We start from the raw sequence: 18689 nt of genomic DNA on the forward strand, positions 1-18689 counted from the left end.
ACCAAGGCGTCTAGCGCACTTGGTTGGGGCGTCGCTGTTACTTATCTAGACTCACGCCGTAGAAGGGCGTCAGGCCAAACGGGCTGATCTTGAAGTCTTTGACTTCTTTGCGCAGGGGTTGGAAAACCGTCGAGTTTGCAATAGGCGTTATAGGTACTTGTTCTTTAAGAATTTTTTGCGCCTGTTGATACCACTTGATGCGCTGCTCACGGTCACTGCTGACCTTTGCTTGCTGCACCAGCTTGTCGTAGGCCGGGTTACACCATTTGGCGTAGTTGCTGCCCTTCACCGCGGCACAACTGTAGAGCACGCCGAGCCAGTTATCCGGGTCGCCGTTGTCACCGGTCCAGCCGTAAATCATCGCGTCGTGCTCGCCATTTTTGGCGCGCTTGATGTACTCGCCCCATTCATAACTGACGATATTGGCCTTGATGCCCACTTTTTCCCAATCCTGCTGGATCATCTGCGCCGACATGCGCGCATTCGGGTTGGACGCGCGTTGTACGGTCATCGCCCACAGGTTGATGGTGGTACCGGGTGCAACCCCTGCTTCTTTAAGTAGCGCCTTGGCTTTGGTGGGATCGTAAGGGGCGTCCTTGATGGTGGGGTCATAAGACCACTGCGCCGGTGGCAGTGCGTTCTGCGCCAATTGTCCGGCGCTCTGGTACACGGTCTTGATGATCGCCGGCTTGTCGATCGCCATGTCCAGGGCTTGGCGCACCTTGAGCTGGTCCAGTGGCGGGTGGGTCACGTTGTACGCCAGGAAGCCCAGGTTGAACCCGGCTTGCTGCAGCACGCGCAAATTCGGGTCTTGTTTCATCACTTCGATATCGGCGGGGCGCGGGTAACCGCTGACCTGGCATTCGCCGGCCTTGAGTTTTTGCAGGCGCGACGCCGCATCTGGGGTGATGGCGAACACCAGGTTATCGAGCTTTACGTCCTCGGGTTTCCAATACTGTTTATTGGCCACGTAGCGAATCTGCGAGTCCTTTTGGTAGCGCTTGAACACAAATGGTCCGGTGCCCACCGGCTTCTGATTGATGTCCGAGGCTGCGCCTTGCTGGAGCAACTGCGCGGCGTACTCGGCGGACTGCACCGAGGCAAAGCTCATGGCCAGGTTTTGCACGAAGGACGCATCGACGTTGTTCAGGTTGAAACGCACGGTATGTTCGTCGAGTTTTTCGACGCTTTTGATCGTGGTGTTCAGGCCCATGTCAGTGAAGTACGGCGATTCGGAAGGGTAGGCCTTGCGAAACGGACTGTCGGCATCGAGCAGACGGTTGAAGGTGAACAGCACGTCTTCGGCATTGAAGTCACGGGTGGGTGTGAAGAAATCGGTGGTGTGGAACTTGACGCCATCGCGCAGGTGGAAGGTATACGTCAGGCCATCGCTGGACACATCCCAGCTTGTTGCCAGACCGGGTTCGACTTCGGTGCCACCGCGCTTGAATTGGGTCAGACGGTTGAAAACGGTTTCGGCGGAAGCATCAAAATCAGTGCCGCTGGTGTACTGGCTGGGATCGAATCCGGCGGGGCTCGCTTCGGAGCAATAGACCAGGGTGCTGGCGGCCTGGGCCATTGGCATGAACGCCAGCAGGCCGGCGGCGAGGAGGAGCGGTTTTAAGGCGATTCTTTCCATGGAGACCCCTGAAGTGGCAGGCATGTAACCGTAGCCAAATGAAAACGGCGGTGACCGAGGTTACCGCCGTTCAGGGGCGTCATGTAAGGGGGCGTTGTAGCCAGGCTTCGGCTATGGGGCGACCACTACTTCGATGTGAGTGGGGGCGTCTTTGTCGATCGTGAATAAACTATCCAGATCATTGCCTTCCCGGATCGTGAACGTTCTCTTGATGATCACCTCCACACCCGGAACACGGTTGATATCTTTTTCCGGGTTGGAGAGGTGCCCTTTGGAGGTGATCCGGACCGTTGTCACGCTATCGGACCCGCCATTAGACACATCGTGATTGATGTGGAACTGGGTGTCGTCAGCGCCAAAGTAGTAGCCATCCTGCAGTACCGAACTGCCGTTCAACTCAATGGTGGCCGGGGCTATTGAGCCTTGATGGGCTACTTCGGAAATGCGCGCACGTAGGTCCGCATCAGCAATTGCGCTCTCAAACTGCCTGAGCCTCGCTTGCCTGATGCTTTCGGCCGAACCCGCCGTGGCGTCCAGTTGCAGGGTCTCGGTTAGCCCATTTTCGGTCGAGGTGACGCTGTAGGGATTGCGGTTTATATCCAAAACAAAGTTGGGTGAGTATTCGCTGGAGCTGTGTTCCGTGAGCTGTGCCTTTTCACCCGATTCAACGGAAAATCCAGTCTCGTCGATGTTCCAAAACACCTTGAAATTCGCTCTGGGGCGGCTTCCGCTGACCTCGAAATTGGTAGTGGCGAAGTCGTAGTTGGTTCCCGCTTTGATTTTCAAGAATTCATCGACTCTTGCGGAACCTTCCATCTGTTTGCCGTCGGTATTGAGGAAATGATTGGCAAAGGACGGTGTGGGCTTTATTTCCTCGATTTGTGGGGGTGAGATGCTGCGCCCCCAGGGCAACCTGATACCGCCGTTTCCTTTGGCCGACACCCATTCGCCATTGCCCGAAGAGTGGACTGTCGTCACTGGCAGTCTGGTTTCGCGGTCAATGATCTGCACATAGTTGTTGCTCAGTTTGAAATCCTCCCGGATCTCGTACACCTTGCTGGTGCCGGTTGCGTCGGCGTAGCGGATGAGCCAGCGGTCGGCGCCTGTGCTCGCATCCTTGATCTGATAAATACCCTTGTCGTTGGGGGCAGTGTTTTTGATCAGTTGCTCGCCGTCCGGCACCGCGTGCTGGCTGATGTTCCCCGCTTGGCTGGGGCGCAGCCGGTTGCCAGGCAGTCCTTTAGTTGGAACGCTGATGTCATCGGTATTTTTTGGGGGCTTGGGAGCGTTCACGAACTCAAAGTCGTGTGTCTGCGAGTTTCGCTTCCAGGTGTAATTTTCGGCACTCGGAAGGCCAGTACCCTTTAGGGTGTCACTCAGTCCGGACTCTACAGCGCCTGGAGCAAGTTCATGGGCCAATTGCAGGCTTGATATGACCGCTGCTGCATTGCCTCCCACACGATCTTCTGCCGTCATACCGTAGAGGCCATCATGGACGCCGAATACGATGTTGCCCGTGTTACCAATGACAGGGACGTACCCGAATGTATTACCCCAGAAGTCTTTCGCAGACTTCCAGTCCTGCTGCGAGGAACCAAAGACTTCAGTCTGGTCGGACCATAACGCATTCTTGGCATTCACCGCTTGATAGTGAGAGGCCACGCCATTGTTCAAGGTGCCAAACTTCAACCGATAATCACCGCCTCGGGCTCGGGTGTAGTTAAATAGTTGCGCCGCCGGTATCTCCTCATCTGAAAGAAAGTTGTGATAACCAGGGAAGTGGGCATTGGCTCCTGAGATTAACGTATCAAGCACATAGGCCGCACTTGGCCAGTGCGAATCCTTGCCTCCTTGTATGTCTCGGGTATTAAAACTTCTCAGTAAGTTGGCGTGGTTGTCTTTAGCCCAGCTTGCAAAATCTGCATCACCATGTAACTCATGGACAGAACCATTCTTGATGTCAATCATTAACCCTTGGTTGGGCCGGTGTTCATAATTTCCATCATAAGGGGTGTACGCAATAAAGGCATATCCTGACATTGGATAGCCGTATACGTTTGGAATGATGACTTGCGAGTTGTTGTCCAGGGTGCGCGCGACCGCTTGTTGCCCTTGAGGGCTTAACTTGTTAAAGCTCCCTATATCACTGCGCAGGCTTTGCAATGTTCCCTTTACAACATACGCGTCCGCTTCTCCAGAGATGGCCGCCAGTGGGCCCGAAGGATCGCGCATGGGTTTGGATACTTCATTTTCCCAATGATTTTGAAGGGTTTTACCAACTGACTCCAGTTGGTCGATCTTCCTTTTATCCTTCGCCGCTATATCCATTTCGTTGAAGTTGACCGGGCCGCCCCGTTGCACTTTATCGTGCGCTAAAGCACCTGCTGCAATTTCCCATGCAAAGTAGGTGCGCTCCGACCTGCTGCTCAGGTTTTCCGGCTTTCCCATTCCCGTGTAGGAAGAGAACGTCACCGTGAATTTTTCATGAGGGTCGTACCCCGCGGCCAATAAACCACCGCTGAAGTAGCCGGCGGGCTCCATGAACAGTCGGGCATTCTGGAAGTTAACGCTTCTTTCACCCTGATGGATGCTGGGTATTTTTTCAGTCAGCATCATGACGCGAAAAGCGTAATCATTGATGCGCTGCTTGCGTTCTTGCAGGGTGTAGCCAGCCGAAGGCGCAGATAAAGTGTCTGACCCATAAATCACTCTTGTTTGGACAGCTGCTTCAGGATTGCTGGGCGTGGCCGGACTCGTCGTATGGCGCGAGGTGCCCCTTCCGCTCTCAGTTATATTCTGTGAAGAGGGGGGAGCGCTGATTGAATGAGCATGGTGGCGATGTGCAGGTGGAAGTGGGGACGCTGAATGTATGTTCATTAAAGGCTCATTTTACTCGTGGATGTCATAGTGTTAATCGTCTGTCGCCAAGCAATAGCTTCGGTGTGACTATTGTTTTCAACTGCCGGTATTTTGATGCTGGTTAGATTATGTTTCGCGTCGTTTCCATTGGGTTAACTCTCGCAATCCCATCATCCTTATGAGCGCTCGAATAATGTTTTCTATGTCGATCTGTCAGGCAAAAGTGTTTGTTCCGACTTCTTGGTGGTGTCTGGTTGCCCTGTGCCTGAATGGAGTTGTGTTGTAATTGAAATTTACGGTTTTCGTGTTTTGCGCCGAAGCATAAAAGTTGTGTGAGTGGTTCCTGTTGGTGTGTTCGATTAGTTAAGCAGTGAGTTAGAAGTGGTTGGCTTAACTAAGTGGCAGCCCACAAGGCAACGGTTCAATTTTTATGTTGGCGTTTTATGTGCAATTTATTTTTAAGTATAGGTCTGCTTCGTTCGGGGGGCAGATGTATCGGCATCGCCCTCTTTGATAGCGGTGACCCTATTAAAGTGTGGTTTGTTTGGCGGGCGCCGCTGGGCGTTATTGCATTGATGGAATGACAGGCAAAAAAAAGCGCAGCCATCAGGCTGCGCCGTTTTTATGAATTGAAACGGTTACTGCAAGACTTCGATCACCCCATCGGCGCTCATGTTGACCTGGCTGGTACCGGCCTCGACTTCCGGCGTCGGTGCAGAATCCATCTCGGCAGCTTTCATCATCATCGCGCCGCGTGCGTAGGGTTGTGGATAACCATTGGTGTTGAAGTTCAGGTTGACGATTTTGTAACCCTTGCCGCCCAGGGCGTCGGTGGCCAGTTGCGCGCGCGCTTTGAAGGCAGCCACCGCGTCCTTGAGCAGGGCGTCTTCGCTGGCCTTGCGGGTGCTGTCGGCGATAGCGAAATCCATGCTGTCCATTTTCAGGGTGCTCAGCAGCTCGCCTGTGAGTTTGGACAGTGCCGGGAAGTCCGCGCTTTCCAGACGCAGTTCGGCACGTTCACGCCAGCCGGTAATTTTCTGGGTCTTGTTGTCGTAGATCGGGTAGCTGTTGCGGCTGCCCTGGCGCAGAGTCACAGCCTTGACTTCACGAGCCTGGCCCAGCGCTGTGTTCATGGCGGTGGTGATAGTGGCGGCGAGTTTGGCCGGGTCACTGTTCTGGGACTCGGTGTAGAGCGTAACGATCATCTTGTCGCGGGCCACTTCCTGGCTGACTTCGGCACGCAGAGAGATCTGGTTGTAATGCAGCTCATCGGCGGCCAGCGCCGGAAGGCTGGCCAGCGCGCTGAGGGTGAGAACGGCTGCACTGCGATTGAAACGAGACATGGAAGCTCCTTGGGATATTCGTGTTCGGTATGACTGTAGACGGCGACGTGGGGTTCTTCGGGTTTACACAATACAAACAAATTGTAGAAGGGCCGTTTGCCAGGCTCAGCGACTGTGCCTTGCCGGGTGGAAGCGGTGGGCCTGTAGCTGAAGTTCTATTTCAGAACTTCTGCAACCAGCCCTCGGTCCTGCTGTGATCAAGTACAGTCATGGGCACCGCCTGAGTGACGCGTGGGAAATGCGCCTTGGGTGGTCCGTCGTTCACGGCGGTTCCTGAATGAATGCCGCAAAATATGTGTGCGAAGGTGCTGTGGCGGTTTGCCGCACGCACCCTGCCATCGTCGTGTCTTGGTTATACTCGATGCGATCTACCCGCTGCGCTCACCGGGAGAGCTCATGCTCGCCGCCGTAAAACTGACTTCCGCCACCCGCCAGAATCTCTGGCGCCTGACGTTCATTCGTACCCTGGTACTGGCCGCACAGGCCGGTTCGGTCGGGCTTGCCTATTGGTTCGACCTGCTGCCGCTGCCGTGGCTACAACTGGGCGTGACCCTTGGTTTCTCTATCGTGCTGTGCGTGTTCACTGCCATCCGCTTGCGCACTACATGGCCGGTGACCGAACTTGAATACGCGCTGCAACTGGCCTGCGATCTGTTTATCCACAGTGTGTTGCTGTATTTCTCCGGTGGCTCCACCAACCCGTTCGTGTCTTATTACCTGGTGCCGTTGACCATCGCCGCCGTGACGTTGCCGTGGCGCTACTCGGTGGTGCTGTCGGGTATCGCCCTGACCCTCTATACCTTGCTGCTGGCACAGTTCTACCCGCTGCAAACGTTCCCAATTGCCCGGGAAAACCTGCAGATCTATGGGATGTGGCTGAGTTTTGCCCTGTCTGCCGCCGTCATCACCTTCTTCGCCGCGCGCATGGCCGAAGAACTGCGCCGCCAGGAAGAACTGCGCGCCATTCGCCGTGAAGAAGGCCTGCGCGACCAGCAACTGCTGGCCGTTGCCACCCAGGCCGCCGGAGCCGCCCACGAGTTGGGTACGCCGCTGGCCACCATGAGCGTGCTGCTTAACGAAATGGTTCAGGACCACCCCGATCCTGCGCTGCAAGAAGACCTCGGCGTATTGCGCGAGCAGGTCAAGCAGTGCAAGCAGACTTTGCAGCAATTGGTGCGCGCCGCCGAAGCCAATCGCCGCCTGGCGGTGGAGATGCAGGACGTGACACAGTGGCTCGACGAAGCGCTCAACCGCTGGCACCTGATGCGTCCCGAAGCCAGTTATCGTTTCAGTCTGCTCGGGCAGGGCACCGTACCGCGCATGGCGCCGCCGCCGGATCTGACTCAGGCGCTGCTCAATCTGCTGAACAATGCCGCCGACGCCTGCCCGGAAGGCCTTGGCGTGCAGTTGGATTGGGACGCAGAAAACGTGACCATCAGCATTCGTGACCACGGCGCCGGCGTGCCGCTGGCCATTGCCGAGCAGATCGGCAAACCTTTCTTTACCACCAAGGGCAAAGGCTTCGGCTTGGGCCTGTTTTTGAGCAAGGCCAGCGTGACCCGCGCGGGTGGCTCAGTGAAGCTCTATAGTCATGAGGAAGGCGGCACGCTCACCGAGCTGCGCCTGCCCCGTGTTGCACGAGGAGATATCGATGAGTGACGAGATCCAAGTCGAAGGCGAAGAACTGCCGCACCTGCTGCTGGTAGATGACGACGCTACCTTTACCCGCGTGATGGCGCGCGCCATGAGCCGTCGCGGCTTTCGTGTGAGCACCGCAGGTTCGGCTGAAGAAGGCCTGACCATCGCACAGGCCGATTTGCCGGACTACGCCGCGCTCGACCTGAAGATGGACGGCGACTCCGGTCTGGTGCTGCTGCCCAAGCTGCTGGAACTCGACCCGGAAATGCGCGTGGTGATTCTCACCGGTTACTCCAGCATCGCCACCGCCGTCGAGGCCATCAAGCGCGGCGCCTGCAATTACCTGTGCAAACCGGCGGACGCCGACGATGTGCTGGCCGCCTTACTCTCCGAGCATGCCGACCTCGACACCCTGGTGCCGGAAAACCCGATGTCGGTGGACCGCCTGCAGTGGGAGCACATTCAGCGTGTCCTGACCGAGCACGAAGGCAACATCTCCGCTACCGCCCGCGCACTGGGCATGCACCGCCGCACCCTGCAACGCAAGCTGCAGAAACGTCCGGTACGACGCTGAACCTAGGCTGAACAACCCGCTTCAGGCCGCACGGAGCCCTGAACCGATCAACTATGATCGGTTCAAACGCCTGCCTTCTTTCCTACGAGCCTGAACGATGAATCAGAACGCTGAGTACTCTGCGGTCAACGACGCTGTGCGTGGGCAATTTTTTCGGCGAACCTGGGCGATGATCACGCCCTATTGGCACAGTGAAGAGAAAGGCAAGGCCTGGTTGTTGCTGGCAGCGGTGATCGGCCTGTCGCTGTTCAGCGTGGCGATTTCCGTGTGGCTCAACCACTGGTACAAGGACTTCTACAACGCCCTTGAGAACAAAGACACCGCCGCTTTCTGGCAGCAGATCGGCTATTTCTGCGGCATCGCAGCGGTGGCCATTCTCGCCGCGGTGTACCGTCTTTACCTGACGCAGATGCTGACCATTCGCTGGCGGGCGTGGCTCACTGAAAAGCATTTTGCGCGTTGGCTAAGCCAAAAAAACTACTACCAGCTGGAGCAGGGCGGTTACACCGACAACCCGGACCAGCGTATTTCGGAAGACCTCAATAGCTTCACCTCGAACACGTTAAGTCTTGGCCTCGGGCTGCTGCGCAATGTCGTCAGCCTCGTGTCGTTCTCCGTCATCCTGTGGGGCGTGTCGGGTAGTATTGAGGTGTTCGGCATCACCATCCCCGGCTACATGTTCTGGTGTGCGCTGGTTTACGCCGGTGTCGGCAGTTGGTTGACCCATCTGATCGGTCGCCGCTTGATTGGCTTGAGCAACCAACAACAACGTTTCGAAGCTGACTTGCGTTTCTCCATGGTGCGGGTGCGCGAGAATGCTGAGAGCATTGCCCTGTACAACGGCGAGCCCAACGAGAACCAGCGCTTGAGCGCGCGTTTCGGCAAGGTCTGGCACAACTTCTGGGACATCATGAAGGTGTCCAAGCGCCTGACATTCTTCACCGCCGGCTATGAGCAGATTGCGATTGTCTTTGCATTTGTCGTGGCCGCGCCACGGTACTTTGCCGGCAAGATCGAACTGGGTGAGCTCATGCAAATCAACTCGGCGTTCGGCAACGTGCAAAGTAACTTCAGCTGGTTTATCAGCGCTTACACCGACCTGGCCGCCTGGCGTGCTACCAGTGACCGTCTGCTGAGCTTCCAGCAAGCCATGAGTGAAAACGAGCAACGCCCGGCAGCCATAGAGGTCAGCGCGGAGGGCGAGCGTCTGGTAGTGCAGGGCTTGGGCATGAACCTGAGCGATGGTCGCCACTTGCTGACCGATGCCAACATGATTGTTGAACCAGGCCAGCGCCTGATGCTCAGCGGCCGTTCCGGCAGCGGCAAAAGCACCTTGCTGCGCGCGATGGGCCATCTGTGGCTGGAGGGTTACGGCAGCATTCGCATGCCGGCGGCGCGTTATCTGTTCCTTCCGCAGAAGCCCTACCTGCCGATTGGTACGTTGAAATCCGTGTTGAGTTATCCACAGGACGACAGCACCTACCTGGCAGAACGTTATGCACAGGTCCTGCAAACCTGCCGCCTGCCGCACCTGGTCACGCGTTTGGACGAGGCCAACCACTGGCAACGCATGCTTTCACCGGGCGAGCAGCAACGCCTGGCCTTTGCCCGGGCCTTGCTGTTCGCGCCGCAATGGCTGTACATGGACGAAGCGACTTCGGCGATGGATGAAGAGGATGAGGCGACGCTGTATAAGGCGCTGATTGATGAGTTGCCGGGGCTGAGCATTGTCAGTGTCGGCCACCGCAGCAGCCTCAAGCGCTTCCATGGGCGGCATGTGCGCATCGAGGCAGGGTGGCTTCAAGAACAGCCCGTGGCCTGAAAACCAATGTGGGAGGGGGCTTGCCCCCGATAGCTGTGTGTCAGTCTGCACATGTATCAACTGATCTACCGCTATCGGGGGCAGGCCTCCTCCCACAAGAGCGAGGCCCAACAAAAAGCCCGGTTGATCATCGATCAACCGGGCTTTTTTATTGCTTGAAAATACTTACTTCTTCAAGCCGTAATGCTCATCCAACATCCCTGGGGCGTTTGGCGTTTTTGGCGCGTAGTCCCGTGGTGGCTCCTGGTTTTCCCGAGGTGGGGTCAGGCGTTCCCGCGGAGTTTGCGGTGCATCGGAATGCAGCGCAGCCAGCAGACGCTGACGAGTGATGTCGTCGAGGGCGAGGCGATTGGCGCCATCGGCGAGATGATCCTGTACTTCCTGATAGCTCTGAGTGAGCTTCTTGACCAGGTTTGCGGTGCTGTTGAAGTGGGTAACAACCTCGTTCTGATAACTGTCAAAACGTTCCTGAATGTCATCCAACTGACGCTGCGTGCGGTTAGGCGCGGCATTCGGCAGCAGGCGAGCAACCAGGAATCCAATGGCGACACCGGCAACCAGGGCAAGAGTCGGCAACAACCAAACTAAGAGCGAGTGTTCCACGAGTCCTTCCTCTATAAACGGCTTTGCTTTACGTTAACGGCTCAAACCTGCGCTGTATACCGCGATTAAGCTCGCAATGATGCCATGCACAGACTTTTAGCTAGACGAGTCGACCCTTTGAGAGGTCACGGAGTTCATTCCTTGCTCATGCGTGAAACCCCCGTTTTGATCGATGGCCCGGTAGGCCAATTGGAAGCCCTGTACCTGGATCACCCCGAGCCACGTGGCCTGGCGCTGATCTGCCACCCTAATCCGGTGCAGGGCGGGACCATGCTCAATAAAGTCGTTTCGACCCTGCAACGTACCGCCCGCGACGCCGGTTTGATTACGCTGCGTTTTAATTACCGTGGCGTCGGTGCGAGTGCCGGTACCCACGACATGGCCACTGGCGAAGTCGACGATGCTGAAGCGGCCGCTACCTGGCTGCGGGAAAAACATCCCGGACTGCCGATGACCTTACTTGGTTTTTCCTTCGGTGGTTATGTGGCAGCCAGCCTCGGTGGTCGCCTGGAAGCCAAGGGCGAAAAACTCGCACACCTGTTTATGGTCGCTGCCGCTGTGATGCGCCTGCGCGACACGGATGTACTGCCCCAAGGCTGCCCGTTGACCCTGATCCAGCCGGAAACCGACGAAGTGGTCGAGCCGCAACTCGTCTACGACTGGTCCGCGGCTCTGAATCGCCCCCATGAGCTGCTGAAAGTGGCAGAATGCGGACACTTTTTTCATGGCAAGCTGACCGATCTCAAGGATCTGGTACTGCCGCGCCTCTCGAATTGATAGCAGTCTGATAAGCGATTACCCATGACGACTCGTACCCGTATCCTCACCGGCATCACCACCACTGGCACGCCGCACCTGGGCAACTACGCCGGTGCGATCCGCCCGGCGATCCTGGCCAGCCAGGACGCCAACGCCGATTCCTTCTACTTCCTGGCCGACTACCACGCCCTGATCAAATGCGATGACCCGCAGCGCATCCAGCGCTCGCGTATGGAAATCGCTGCGACCTGGCTGGCCGGTGGCCTGGATGTGGATCGAGTGACCTTCTACCGGCAGTCCGACATTCCAGAGATCCCCGAGCTCACCTGGCTGCTGACCTGCGTCGCCGCCAAGGGCCTGCTCAACCGCGCCCACGCCTACAAGGCCTCGGTGGACAAGAACGTGGAAACCGGCGAAGACCCGGACGCGGGCATCACCATGGGCTTGTACAGCTATCCGGTGCTGATGGCGGCCGACATCCTGATGTTCAACGCACACAAAGTGCCGGTCGGCCGTGACCAGATCCAGCACGTGGAAATGGCCCGCGACATCGGCCAGCGGTTCAACCACCTGTTCGGCAACGGCAAAGAATTCTTCACCATGCCCGAGGCGTTGATCGAAGAAAGCGTCGCCACCTTGCCGGGCCTGGACGGCCGCAAGATGTCCAAGAGCTACGACAACACCATCCCGTTGTTCACCAGCGCCAAGGACATGAAAGACGCCATCTCGCGGATCGTCACCGATTCGCGCGCACCTGGCGAAGCCAAGGACCCGGAAAACTCGCACCTGTTCACCCTCTATCAGGCGTTTGCCAGCAAGGCCCAGGAAGAAGAGTTCCGCGGCGAGTTGCTGCAGGGCTTGGGCTGGGGCGAGGCCAAGAGTCGTCTGTTCCAGCTGTTGGACGGCCAACTGGGCGAAGCCCGCGAGCGCTATCATCAACTGATGTCGCGCCCGTCGGACATGGAAGACCTGCTGCTGGTCGGCGCCAAGAAGGCCCGTGCCGTGGCCGCACCTTTCCTCGCCGAGTTGCGTGAGGCGGTTGGCTTGCGTTCATTCGTCGAGCAGGCTGCTGCTCCCGTCAGCACCAAGAAGAAAGCCGCAAAAGCAGCGCGCTTTGTGAGCTTTCGCGAAGACGACGGCAGCTTCCGCTTCCGCCTGTTGGCTGCCGATGGCGAGCAACTGCTGCTGTCGCGCAACTTTGCCGACGGTAAAGCCGCTGGCGCAGTGACCAAGCAGCTGCAAAGTGGCGTGATGCTGGACGTGCGTCCTGAAGCCTTGGGCTTCAGCGTTTGGCTGGACGGCGCGGCCGTGGCCGACAGCGCTCAGTTCGCCGACAGCGCGACCCGCGATGCCGCCATCCAAGCGTTGCGCATCGCGTTGACCCCAATCGAGGATTAACCCGACCAAGGGTTGATTGCCATTATCCAGGGCCGTCGTTACAGTGACGGCCCGTTTTTGTTGCCTTGCTAACGAAATTATGACGCCCCTAGAACGATATCAAGCTGATCTGAAACGCCCTGAGTTCTTCCACGACGCGGCCCAGGAAACGGCGGTGCGTCATTTGCAACGTCTGTACGACGACCTGGTCGCGGCCTCGCAAAGCAAGCCAGGGATGCTCAGCAAGCTGTTTGGCAAGAAAGACCATGCGCCGGTCAAAGGCCTGTATTTCTGGGGCGGCGTGGGCCGTGGCAAGACCTATCTGGTCGACACCTTCTTCGAAGCGCTGCCGTTCAAGGAAAAGGTCCGCACCCACTTCCACCGCTTCATGAAGCGTGTGCACGAAGAGATGAAGACCCTGCCCGGTGAGAAAAACCCGCTGACCATCATCGCCAAGCGCTTCTCCGATGAAGCGCGGGTGATCTGCTTCGATGAATTCTTCGTCTCCGATATCACCGACGCCATGATCCTTGGCACCCTGATGGAAGAGCTGTTCAAGAACGGCGTGACCCTGGTCGCCACCTCGAACATCGTGCCGGACGGCTTGTACAAAGACGGCCTGCAACGTGCGCGCTTCCTGCCAGCCATCGCGTTGATCAAGCAGAATACCGAGATCGTCAACGTCGACAGCGGTGTTGACTACCGCCTGCGCCATCTGGAGCAAGCGGAGCTGTTCCACTTCCCGCTGAATGAAGCCGCCCACGAAAGCCTGCGCAAAAGCTTTCGCGCGCTGACGCCGGAATGCACCCAGGCGGTGGAAAACGACAAGCTGATGATCGAGAACCGCGAAATCATCGCGCTGCGTACCTGCGATGACGTGGCCTGGTTCGAATTCCGCCAGTTGTGCGACGGTCCGCGTAGCCAGAACGACTACATCGAACTGGGCAAGATTTTCCACGCGGTGATCTTGAGCGGCGTGGAACAGATGAGCGTCACCACCGACGACATCGCGCGTCGTTTTATCAACATGGTCGATGAGTTCTACGACCGTAACGTGAAGCTGATCATTTCGGCAGAAGTCGAGCTCAAGGACCTGTATACCGGCGGCCGCTTGAACTTTGAGTTCCAGCGCACACTGAGTCGCTTGCTTGAGATGCAGTCCCACGAGTTCCTGTCGCGCGGGCACAAACCCTAAGACCGACACAGTAAAAAATGCGGGAGGGGGCTTGCCCTCGATAGCGGTCTTTCAGTAGCAGATGCACTGACTGATCCGCCGCTATCGGGAGCAAGCCCCCTCCCGCATTTGCTTACGCGGCCTGCTGGAACTGCTGGCGATATTGGTTTGGTGACAACTCAGTGTGTTGCCTGAACAACCGCGCAAAGAAACTCGCATCGTCGTAACCCACCTCATAACTGATGGTCTTGATGCTCTTGCGGCTGCCCGAGAGTAGGCCTTTTGCCGTCTCGATACGCAGTCGTTGCAGGTAATGCAGCGGCTTATCGCCGGTGGCGGTCTGGAAGCGCCGCATGAAGTTGCGGATGCTCATGCCGTGCTCCCGGGCGACGTCTTCGAAGCGGAATTTGTCGGCAAAATGCTCTTCGAGCCAATGCTGGATCTGCAGGATGATCACGTCCTGGTGCAGCTTCTGCCCACCAAAGCCGATACGCCCCGGCGAGTAGCTGCGCTGCACTTCGTAGAGAATGTCACGGGCCACGGCCTGGGCGATGTTGGCGCCGCAGAAGCGTTCGATCAGGTAGATATACAGGTCGCACGCCGAGGTAGTGCCACCGGCGCAATACAGGTTGTCGGCGTCGGTGAGGTGCTTGTCCTGGTTGAGTTGGACCTTGGGAAAGCGCTCGCTGAATGCATTGAAGAAGCGCCAGTAGGTGGTCGCCTCCTTGCCATCGAGCAGTCCAGCTTCGGCCAGCCAGAACACCCCGGTGGCTTCGCCACAGAGCACGGCGCCGCGAGCGTGTTGATCACGCAGCCACGGCAGCACTTGGGGGTAGCGGGTGCACAGGGCGTCGAAGTCATCCCAGAAGGCCGGTAATACGATGATGTCGGCGTCTTCGAGGCCGCCGTCCACGGGCATGATCACATCGCTGAAGCTGCGCACCGATTGCCCATCCGGGCTCACCAGGCGTGTTTCAAACGCCGGCGTCAGGCCCAGGCCTTGCTGTTTGCCATAACGCAGGCTTGCGAGGTGGAAGAAATCCTTGGCTTGCATGAGGGTCGAAGCGAATACCCGATCAATGGCCAAAATGCTGACGCGCCTCAGGGGCGTGGAGATTTGGTTAGACATAATTTCATTTATTCTTATAGGGGAAAGTGGTCACCAGACGGCTGGATCGTCTTATTTTTTGTCGCATGTGTCCAGTGTCCTGTCATGCTTTCGCGGCATAGGCTCTGTGGGCTTGTTTTTGTCCGACAATCCACGCAGGTGACCCATGATTCCCAGAACTTTGTTCAGCCCGGAGCACGAACTCTTTCGCGAGAGCGTGCGCACCTTCCTCGAAAAAGACGCTGCGCCGTTCCATGGGCAATGGGAAAAACAGGGGTATATCGACCGCACTCTATGGAGCAAGGCAGGGGAGGCGGGGATGCTGTGCTCCCATCTTCCAGAGGCGTATGGCGGGTTGGGTGCGGACTTTCTCTACAGTGCGGTGGTGATTGAGGAGATCAGTCGGCTGGGCCTGACCGGTATTGGTTTCTCTCTGCATTCGGACATCGTCGCGCCTTATATCCTGCATTACGGCAGTGAGGCGCTGAAGCACAAATACCTGCCCAAATTGATCTCCGGCGAGATGGTCACCGCCATCGCAATGACCGAGCCGGGCGCCGGTTCCGACCTGCAAGGGGTCAAGACCACCGCCGTGCTGGATGGCGACGAGTATGTGATCAACGGCTCCAAGACCTTTATCACCAACGGCTATCTTGCTGAGCTGGTAATCGTCGTGGCCAAGACCGATCCCAAGGCCGGCGCGAAGGGGACCAGCCTGTTTCTGGTGGAGGCTGACACGCACGGCTTCGCCAAGGGCAAGCGGCTGGAGAAGGTCGGCATGAAGGCCCAGGACACCTCGGAGCTTTTCTTCCAGGACGTGCGGGTGCCCAAGGAAAACTTGTTGGGCCAGGCGGGCATGGGCTTCGCCTACTTGATGCAGGAACTGCCCCAGGAGCGATTGACCGTGGCCATCGGCGCGATCACCTCAGCCGAAGCGGCGTTGCAATGGACGCTGGAGTACACCCGTGGACGCAAAGCGTTCGGCAAAGCGATTGCCGATTTCCAGAACACGCGGTTCAAGTTAGCGGAGATGGCGACTGAGATTCAGATCGGCAGAGTGTTTGTCGATAAATGCATGGCTCTGCACCTGGAGGGCAAGCTGGATGTGCCTACAGCCGCGATGGCTAAGTACTGGGCCACGGACCTGCAATGCAAGGTGCTCGACGAATGCGTGCAGTTGCACGGCGGTTACGGCTTTATGTGGGAGTACCCGATTGCACGAGCCTGGGCGGATGCTAGGGTGCAGCGGATTTATGCGGGAACCAATGAGATCATGAAGGAGATCATCGCGCGGGCGCTTTGATTTTTTGCTGGTCTTGGAGCGTCATCGGGGGCGAGCCCCCTCCCACACGTGGAGTGCATGCCAATGTGGGAGGGGGCTTGCCCCCGATAGCGGTCTACAGATCAATCAAGGCGCAGGATTCGGATGATCCTTCTGAATCGCCTCAATCCCTTCCAGTACTTCCTTCGACAGCTTCAGATCAGCACTGGCGATGTTGCTGTCCAGTTGCTCCAGCGACGTTGCGCCAATAATGTTGCTGGTCACGAACGGTTGCTGGGTCACGAACGCCAACGCCATCTGCGCCGGGTCCAGGCCATGCTCCCGAGCCAGTGCAACATATCGGCTGCAAGCCGCTTCCGACTGCGGGTTGAAGTAACGGCTGAAACGGCTGTATTCCGTCAGACGCGCTTTCGCCGGGCGCGCACCACCTTCGTATTTACCGCTGAGCATGCCGAATGCCAGGGGCGAGTAGGCCAGCAGGCCGCACTGTTCACGAATGGCGATTTCCGCCAGGCCCACTTCAAAGCTGCGGTTGAGCAGGTTGTAGGGATTCTGGATCGACACTGCACGGGTCCAGCCACGGGCTTCGGCCAAAGCGAGGAATTTCATGGTGCCCCATGGGGTTTCATTGGACAGGCCGATGTGGCGAATCTTGCCGGCTTTTACCTGTTCGTCCAGCGCTTCGAGGGTTTCTTCCAGTGGGGTGAGGTCGTCTTCGTCCTTGTGCTTGTAGCTCAGTTGGCCGAAGAAATTGGTGCTGCGCTCCGGCCAGTGCAATTGATAGAGGTCGATCCAGTCTGTTTGCAGGCGCTTGAGGCTGGCGTCCAAGGCGTCGACGATGTGCTTGCGGTTGTGGCGCAGGTGGCCATCGCGGATGTAGTCGATGGTGTTGCCGGGGCCGGCGATCTTGCTGGCGAGGATCCAGTCGGCACGGTCGCCACGGCTTTTGAAGTAATTACCGATATAACGCTCGGTGGTGGCATAGGTGTCGGCCTTGGGCGGCACCGGATACATTTCGGCCGTGTCGAGGAAGTTGATCCCCACGGCCTTGGCTCGCTCGATCTGCGCGAAGGCCTCTGCCTCGCTGTTTTGCTCGCCCCAGGTCATGGTGCCCAAGGCTATCGCGCTCACGTTCAGATCCGTACGGCCCAGCTGTCGATAATCCATCGGGTACTCCTTCGGGGAAAACAATCATAAAAGCAGGTTGAATTTTTTTTCGCAATCTGCATAATTGCCCACCTCTTTCTGCAGTGGAAGTGATGCGCCGCCTGCCGAAGAATCTTGCCGTTGAACGGACGCGCCGACCCGAGCCCCCGATAGCGTCTGTATCCGGCTGCCTTTGACTTGTCAAAGTACGCACTATTCAGTAAGATCCGCCGTCTAATTTACAGGGCGGCCCCTGAGGCTATTAAAGAATGACAACTTTTACTGCAAAACCGGAAACAGTTCAGCGCGACTGGTTTGTCGTCGACGCCGCTGGTCAGACCCTGGGTCGTCTGGCCACTGAAGTCGCCAGCCGTCTGCGTGGCAAGCACAAGCCTGAGTACACCCCTCACGTTGATACCGGTGACTACATCGTGATCATCAACGCTGAGCAGGTACGTGTTACCGGCAACAAAGCGCAAGACAAAATGTACTACCGTCACTCCGGTTTCCCAGGCGGTATCAAGTCTTCGAACTTCGAAGGCCTGATCTCCAAGAAGCCTGAAGCCCCGATCGAAATCGCGGTCAAAGGTATGCTGCCTAAGGGCCCACTGGGTCGCGATATGTTTCGCAAGCTGAAAGTCTATGCGGGCGCTGTACACCCTCATGCTGCTCAGCAGCCCCAAGAACTGAAGTTTTAACGGAATAGTTCATTATGTCGGCGACTCAAAATTACGGCACTGGCCGTCGCAAAACCGCAACCGCACGCGTTTTCCTGCGTCCGGGCACTGGCAACATCTCGATCAACAACCGCACTCTGGAAAATTTCTTCGGTCGCGAAACTGCCCGCATGGTAGTTCGTCAGCCGCTGGAACTGACCGAGACTGTTGAGAAGTTCGACATCTATGTCACCGTTATCGGTGGCGGTGTAAGTGGTCAAGCTGGCGCAATTCGCCACGGTATCACTCGCGCTCTGATGCAGTACGACGAAACCCTGCGTGGCGCTCTGCGCAAAGCTGGCTTCGTTACTCGCGATGCTCGTGAAGTTGAACGTAAGAAAGTCGGTCTGCGTAAAGCGCGTAAGCGTCCGCAGTACTCGAAGCGTTAATTCGCTTTACGTTCCACAAAAACGCCCAGCCTCCTCACGGAGCTGGGCGTTTTTTATTGCCTGCGATTTATCTAGATTTTTCGCCGTGACAACTTGCCACATCCGTAGACCCCCTATACTACAAGGCCTGGAGGCAGAGCCTCGGGCAATTCCCTTGTCATACGTGGGGCTTTTCATTACCATCCGACAAAATTTTTATAAGTAAAGATTCAATACTTAGTAGACGCCTGATTTAACAGGCCAAAAAGCTGATGGGAGAG

15 protein-coding genes are annotated in these 18689 nt (G+C 57.3%); 9 read left to right on the forward strand and 6 right to left on the reverse strand.

Going from position 1 to position 18689, the window contains the following annotated elements; all coding sequences use genetic code 11:
* Positions 1–37: 37 nt before the first annotated feature.
* From CKW32_RS00865 to CKW32_RS00875, 3 genes are all read right to left on the reverse strand, one after another.
* The gene (locus CKW32_RS00865; RefSeq protein WP_095183825.1) at positions 38–1639 is read right to left on the reverse strand and encodes an ABC transporter substrate-binding protein; all 1602 of its coding nucleotides are present in this window, start codon (positions 1637–1639) and stop codon (positions 38–40) included.
* Positions 1640–1750: 111 nt separating this feature from the next.
* Complete coding sequence (locus CKW32_RS00870; protein ID WP_256585193.1) at positions 1751–4255, reverse strand: hypothetical protein; 2505 nt, start codon at positions 4253–4255, stop codon at positions 1751–1753.
* Between the two features lie 881 nt (positions 4256–5136).
* Positions 5137–5841, reverse strand: a complete 705-nt coding sequence (locus CKW32_RS00875) for an SIMPL domain-containing protein (protein ID WP_095183826.1) — start codon at positions 5839–5841, stop codon at positions 5137–5139.
* Between the two features lie 396 nt (positions 5842–6237).
* On the opposite strand from CKW32_RS00875, the gene CKW32_RS00880 reads away from it, so the two are divergent.
* The 3 genes from CKW32_RS00880 (at position 6238) to CKW32_RS00890 (ending at position 9875) form a co-directional block, all read left to right on the forward strand.
* Complete coding sequence (locus CKW32_RS00880) at positions 6238–7500, forward strand: ATP-binding protein (protein ID WP_032886234.1); 1263 nt, start codon at positions 6238–6240, stop codon at positions 7498–7500.
* Positions 7493–8053 carry a response regulator transcription factor gene (locus CKW32_RS00885; protein ID WP_003171731.1) on the forward strand — a complete coding sequence of 187 codons (561 nt, stop codon included), beginning with the start codon at positions 7493–7495 and terminating at the stop codon, positions 8051–8053. The genes CKW32_RS00880 and CKW32_RS00885 overlap by 8 nt, the downstream gene beginning before the upstream one ends.
* Before the next feature lie 97 nt (positions 8054–8150).
* Complete coding sequence (locus tag CKW32_RS00890) at positions 8151–9875, forward strand: ABC transporter ATP-binding protein/permease (RefSeq protein ID WP_095183827.1); 1725 nt, start codon at positions 8151–8153, stop codon at positions 9873–9875.
* Positions 9876–10040: 165 nt separating this feature from the next.
* Here CKW32_RS00890 and CKW32_RS00895 read toward each other — a convergent pair whose 3' ends face one another.
* Positions 10041–10478 carry a YhcB family protein gene (locus CKW32_RS00895; protein WP_032886236.1) on the reverse strand — a complete coding sequence of 146 codons (438 nt, stop codon included), beginning with the start codon at positions 10476–10478 and terminating at the stop codon, positions 10041–10043.
* Positions 10479–10625: 147 nt separating this feature from the next.
* Here CKW32_RS00895 and CKW32_RS00900 point away from each other — a divergent pair, with 147 nt between their 5' ends.
* From CKW32_RS00900 to zapE, 3 genes are all read left to right on the forward strand, one after another.
* Positions 10626–11255 carry an alpha/beta hydrolase gene (locus CKW32_RS00900; protein WP_095183828.1) on the forward strand — a complete coding sequence of 210 codons (630 nt, stop codon included), beginning with the start codon at positions 10626–10628 and terminating at the stop codon, positions 11253–11255.
* Positions 11256–11279: 24 nt separating this feature from the next.
* On the forward strand, positions 11280–12635 hold the full coding sequence (locus CKW32_RS00905; RefSeq protein ID WP_095183829.1) for a tryptophan--tRNA ligase: 1356 nt from the start codon (positions 11280–11282) through the stop codon (positions 12633–12635).
* A 79-nt stretch (positions 12636–12714) separates the two neighbouring features.
* Positions 12715–13809, forward strand: a complete 1095-nt coding sequence (gene zapE / locus CKW32_RS00910; protein ID WP_032886239.1) for a cell division protein ZapE — start codon at positions 12715–12717, stop codon at positions 13807–13809.
* 112 nt (positions 13810–13921) lie between these two features.
* On the opposite strand, the gene CKW32_RS00915 is transcribed toward zapE, so the two are convergent.
* Positions 13922–14842 (reverse strand): GlxA family transcriptional regulator, encoded by a 921-nt coding sequence (locus CKW32_RS00915; RefSeq protein WP_177326430.1) that lies wholly within the window; start codon positions 14840–14842, stop codon positions 13922–13924.
* Between the two features lie 220 nt (positions 14843–15062).
* On the opposite strand from CKW32_RS00915, the gene CKW32_RS00920 reads away from it, so the two are divergent.
* Complete coding sequence (locus tag CKW32_RS00920; protein ID WP_095183830.1) at positions 15063–16199, forward strand: acyl-CoA dehydrogenase family protein; 1137 nt, start codon at positions 15063–15065, stop codon at positions 16197–16199.
* A 105-nt stretch (positions 16200–16304) separates the two neighbouring features.
* Here the strand turns inward: CKW32_RS00920 and CKW32_RS00925 are convergent, their stop codons facing one another.
* Positions 16305–17345, reverse strand: a complete 1041-nt coding sequence (locus tag CKW32_RS00925; RefSeq protein WP_095183831.1) for an NADP(H)-dependent aldo-keto reductase — start codon at positions 17343–17345, stop codon at positions 16305–16307.
* A 248-nt stretch (positions 17346–17593) separates the two neighbouring features.
* Here CKW32_RS00925 and rplM point away from each other — a divergent pair, with 248 nt between their 5' ends.
* Positions 17594–18022 carry a 50S ribosomal protein L13 gene (gene rplM / locus CKW32_RS00930; protein WP_003171742.1) on the forward strand — a complete coding sequence of 143 codons (429 nt, stop codon included), beginning with the start codon at positions 17594–17596 and terminating at the stop codon, positions 18020–18022.
* A 14-nt stretch (positions 18023–18036) separates the two neighbouring features.
* Positions 18037–18429 (forward strand): 30S ribosomal protein S9, encoded by a 393-nt coding sequence (rpsI, locus tag CKW32_RS00935; RefSeq protein ID WP_003216038.1) that lies wholly within the window; start codon positions 18037–18039, stop codon positions 18427–18429.
* Positions 18430–18689: the final 260 nt, after the last annotated feature.

This window comes from Pseudomonas sp. Irchel 3H9, from assembly GCF_900187495.1.
Lineage (GTDB): Bacteria > Pseudomonadota > Gammaproteobacteria > Pseudomonadales > Pseudomonadaceae > Aquipseudomonas > Aquipseudomonas sivasensis.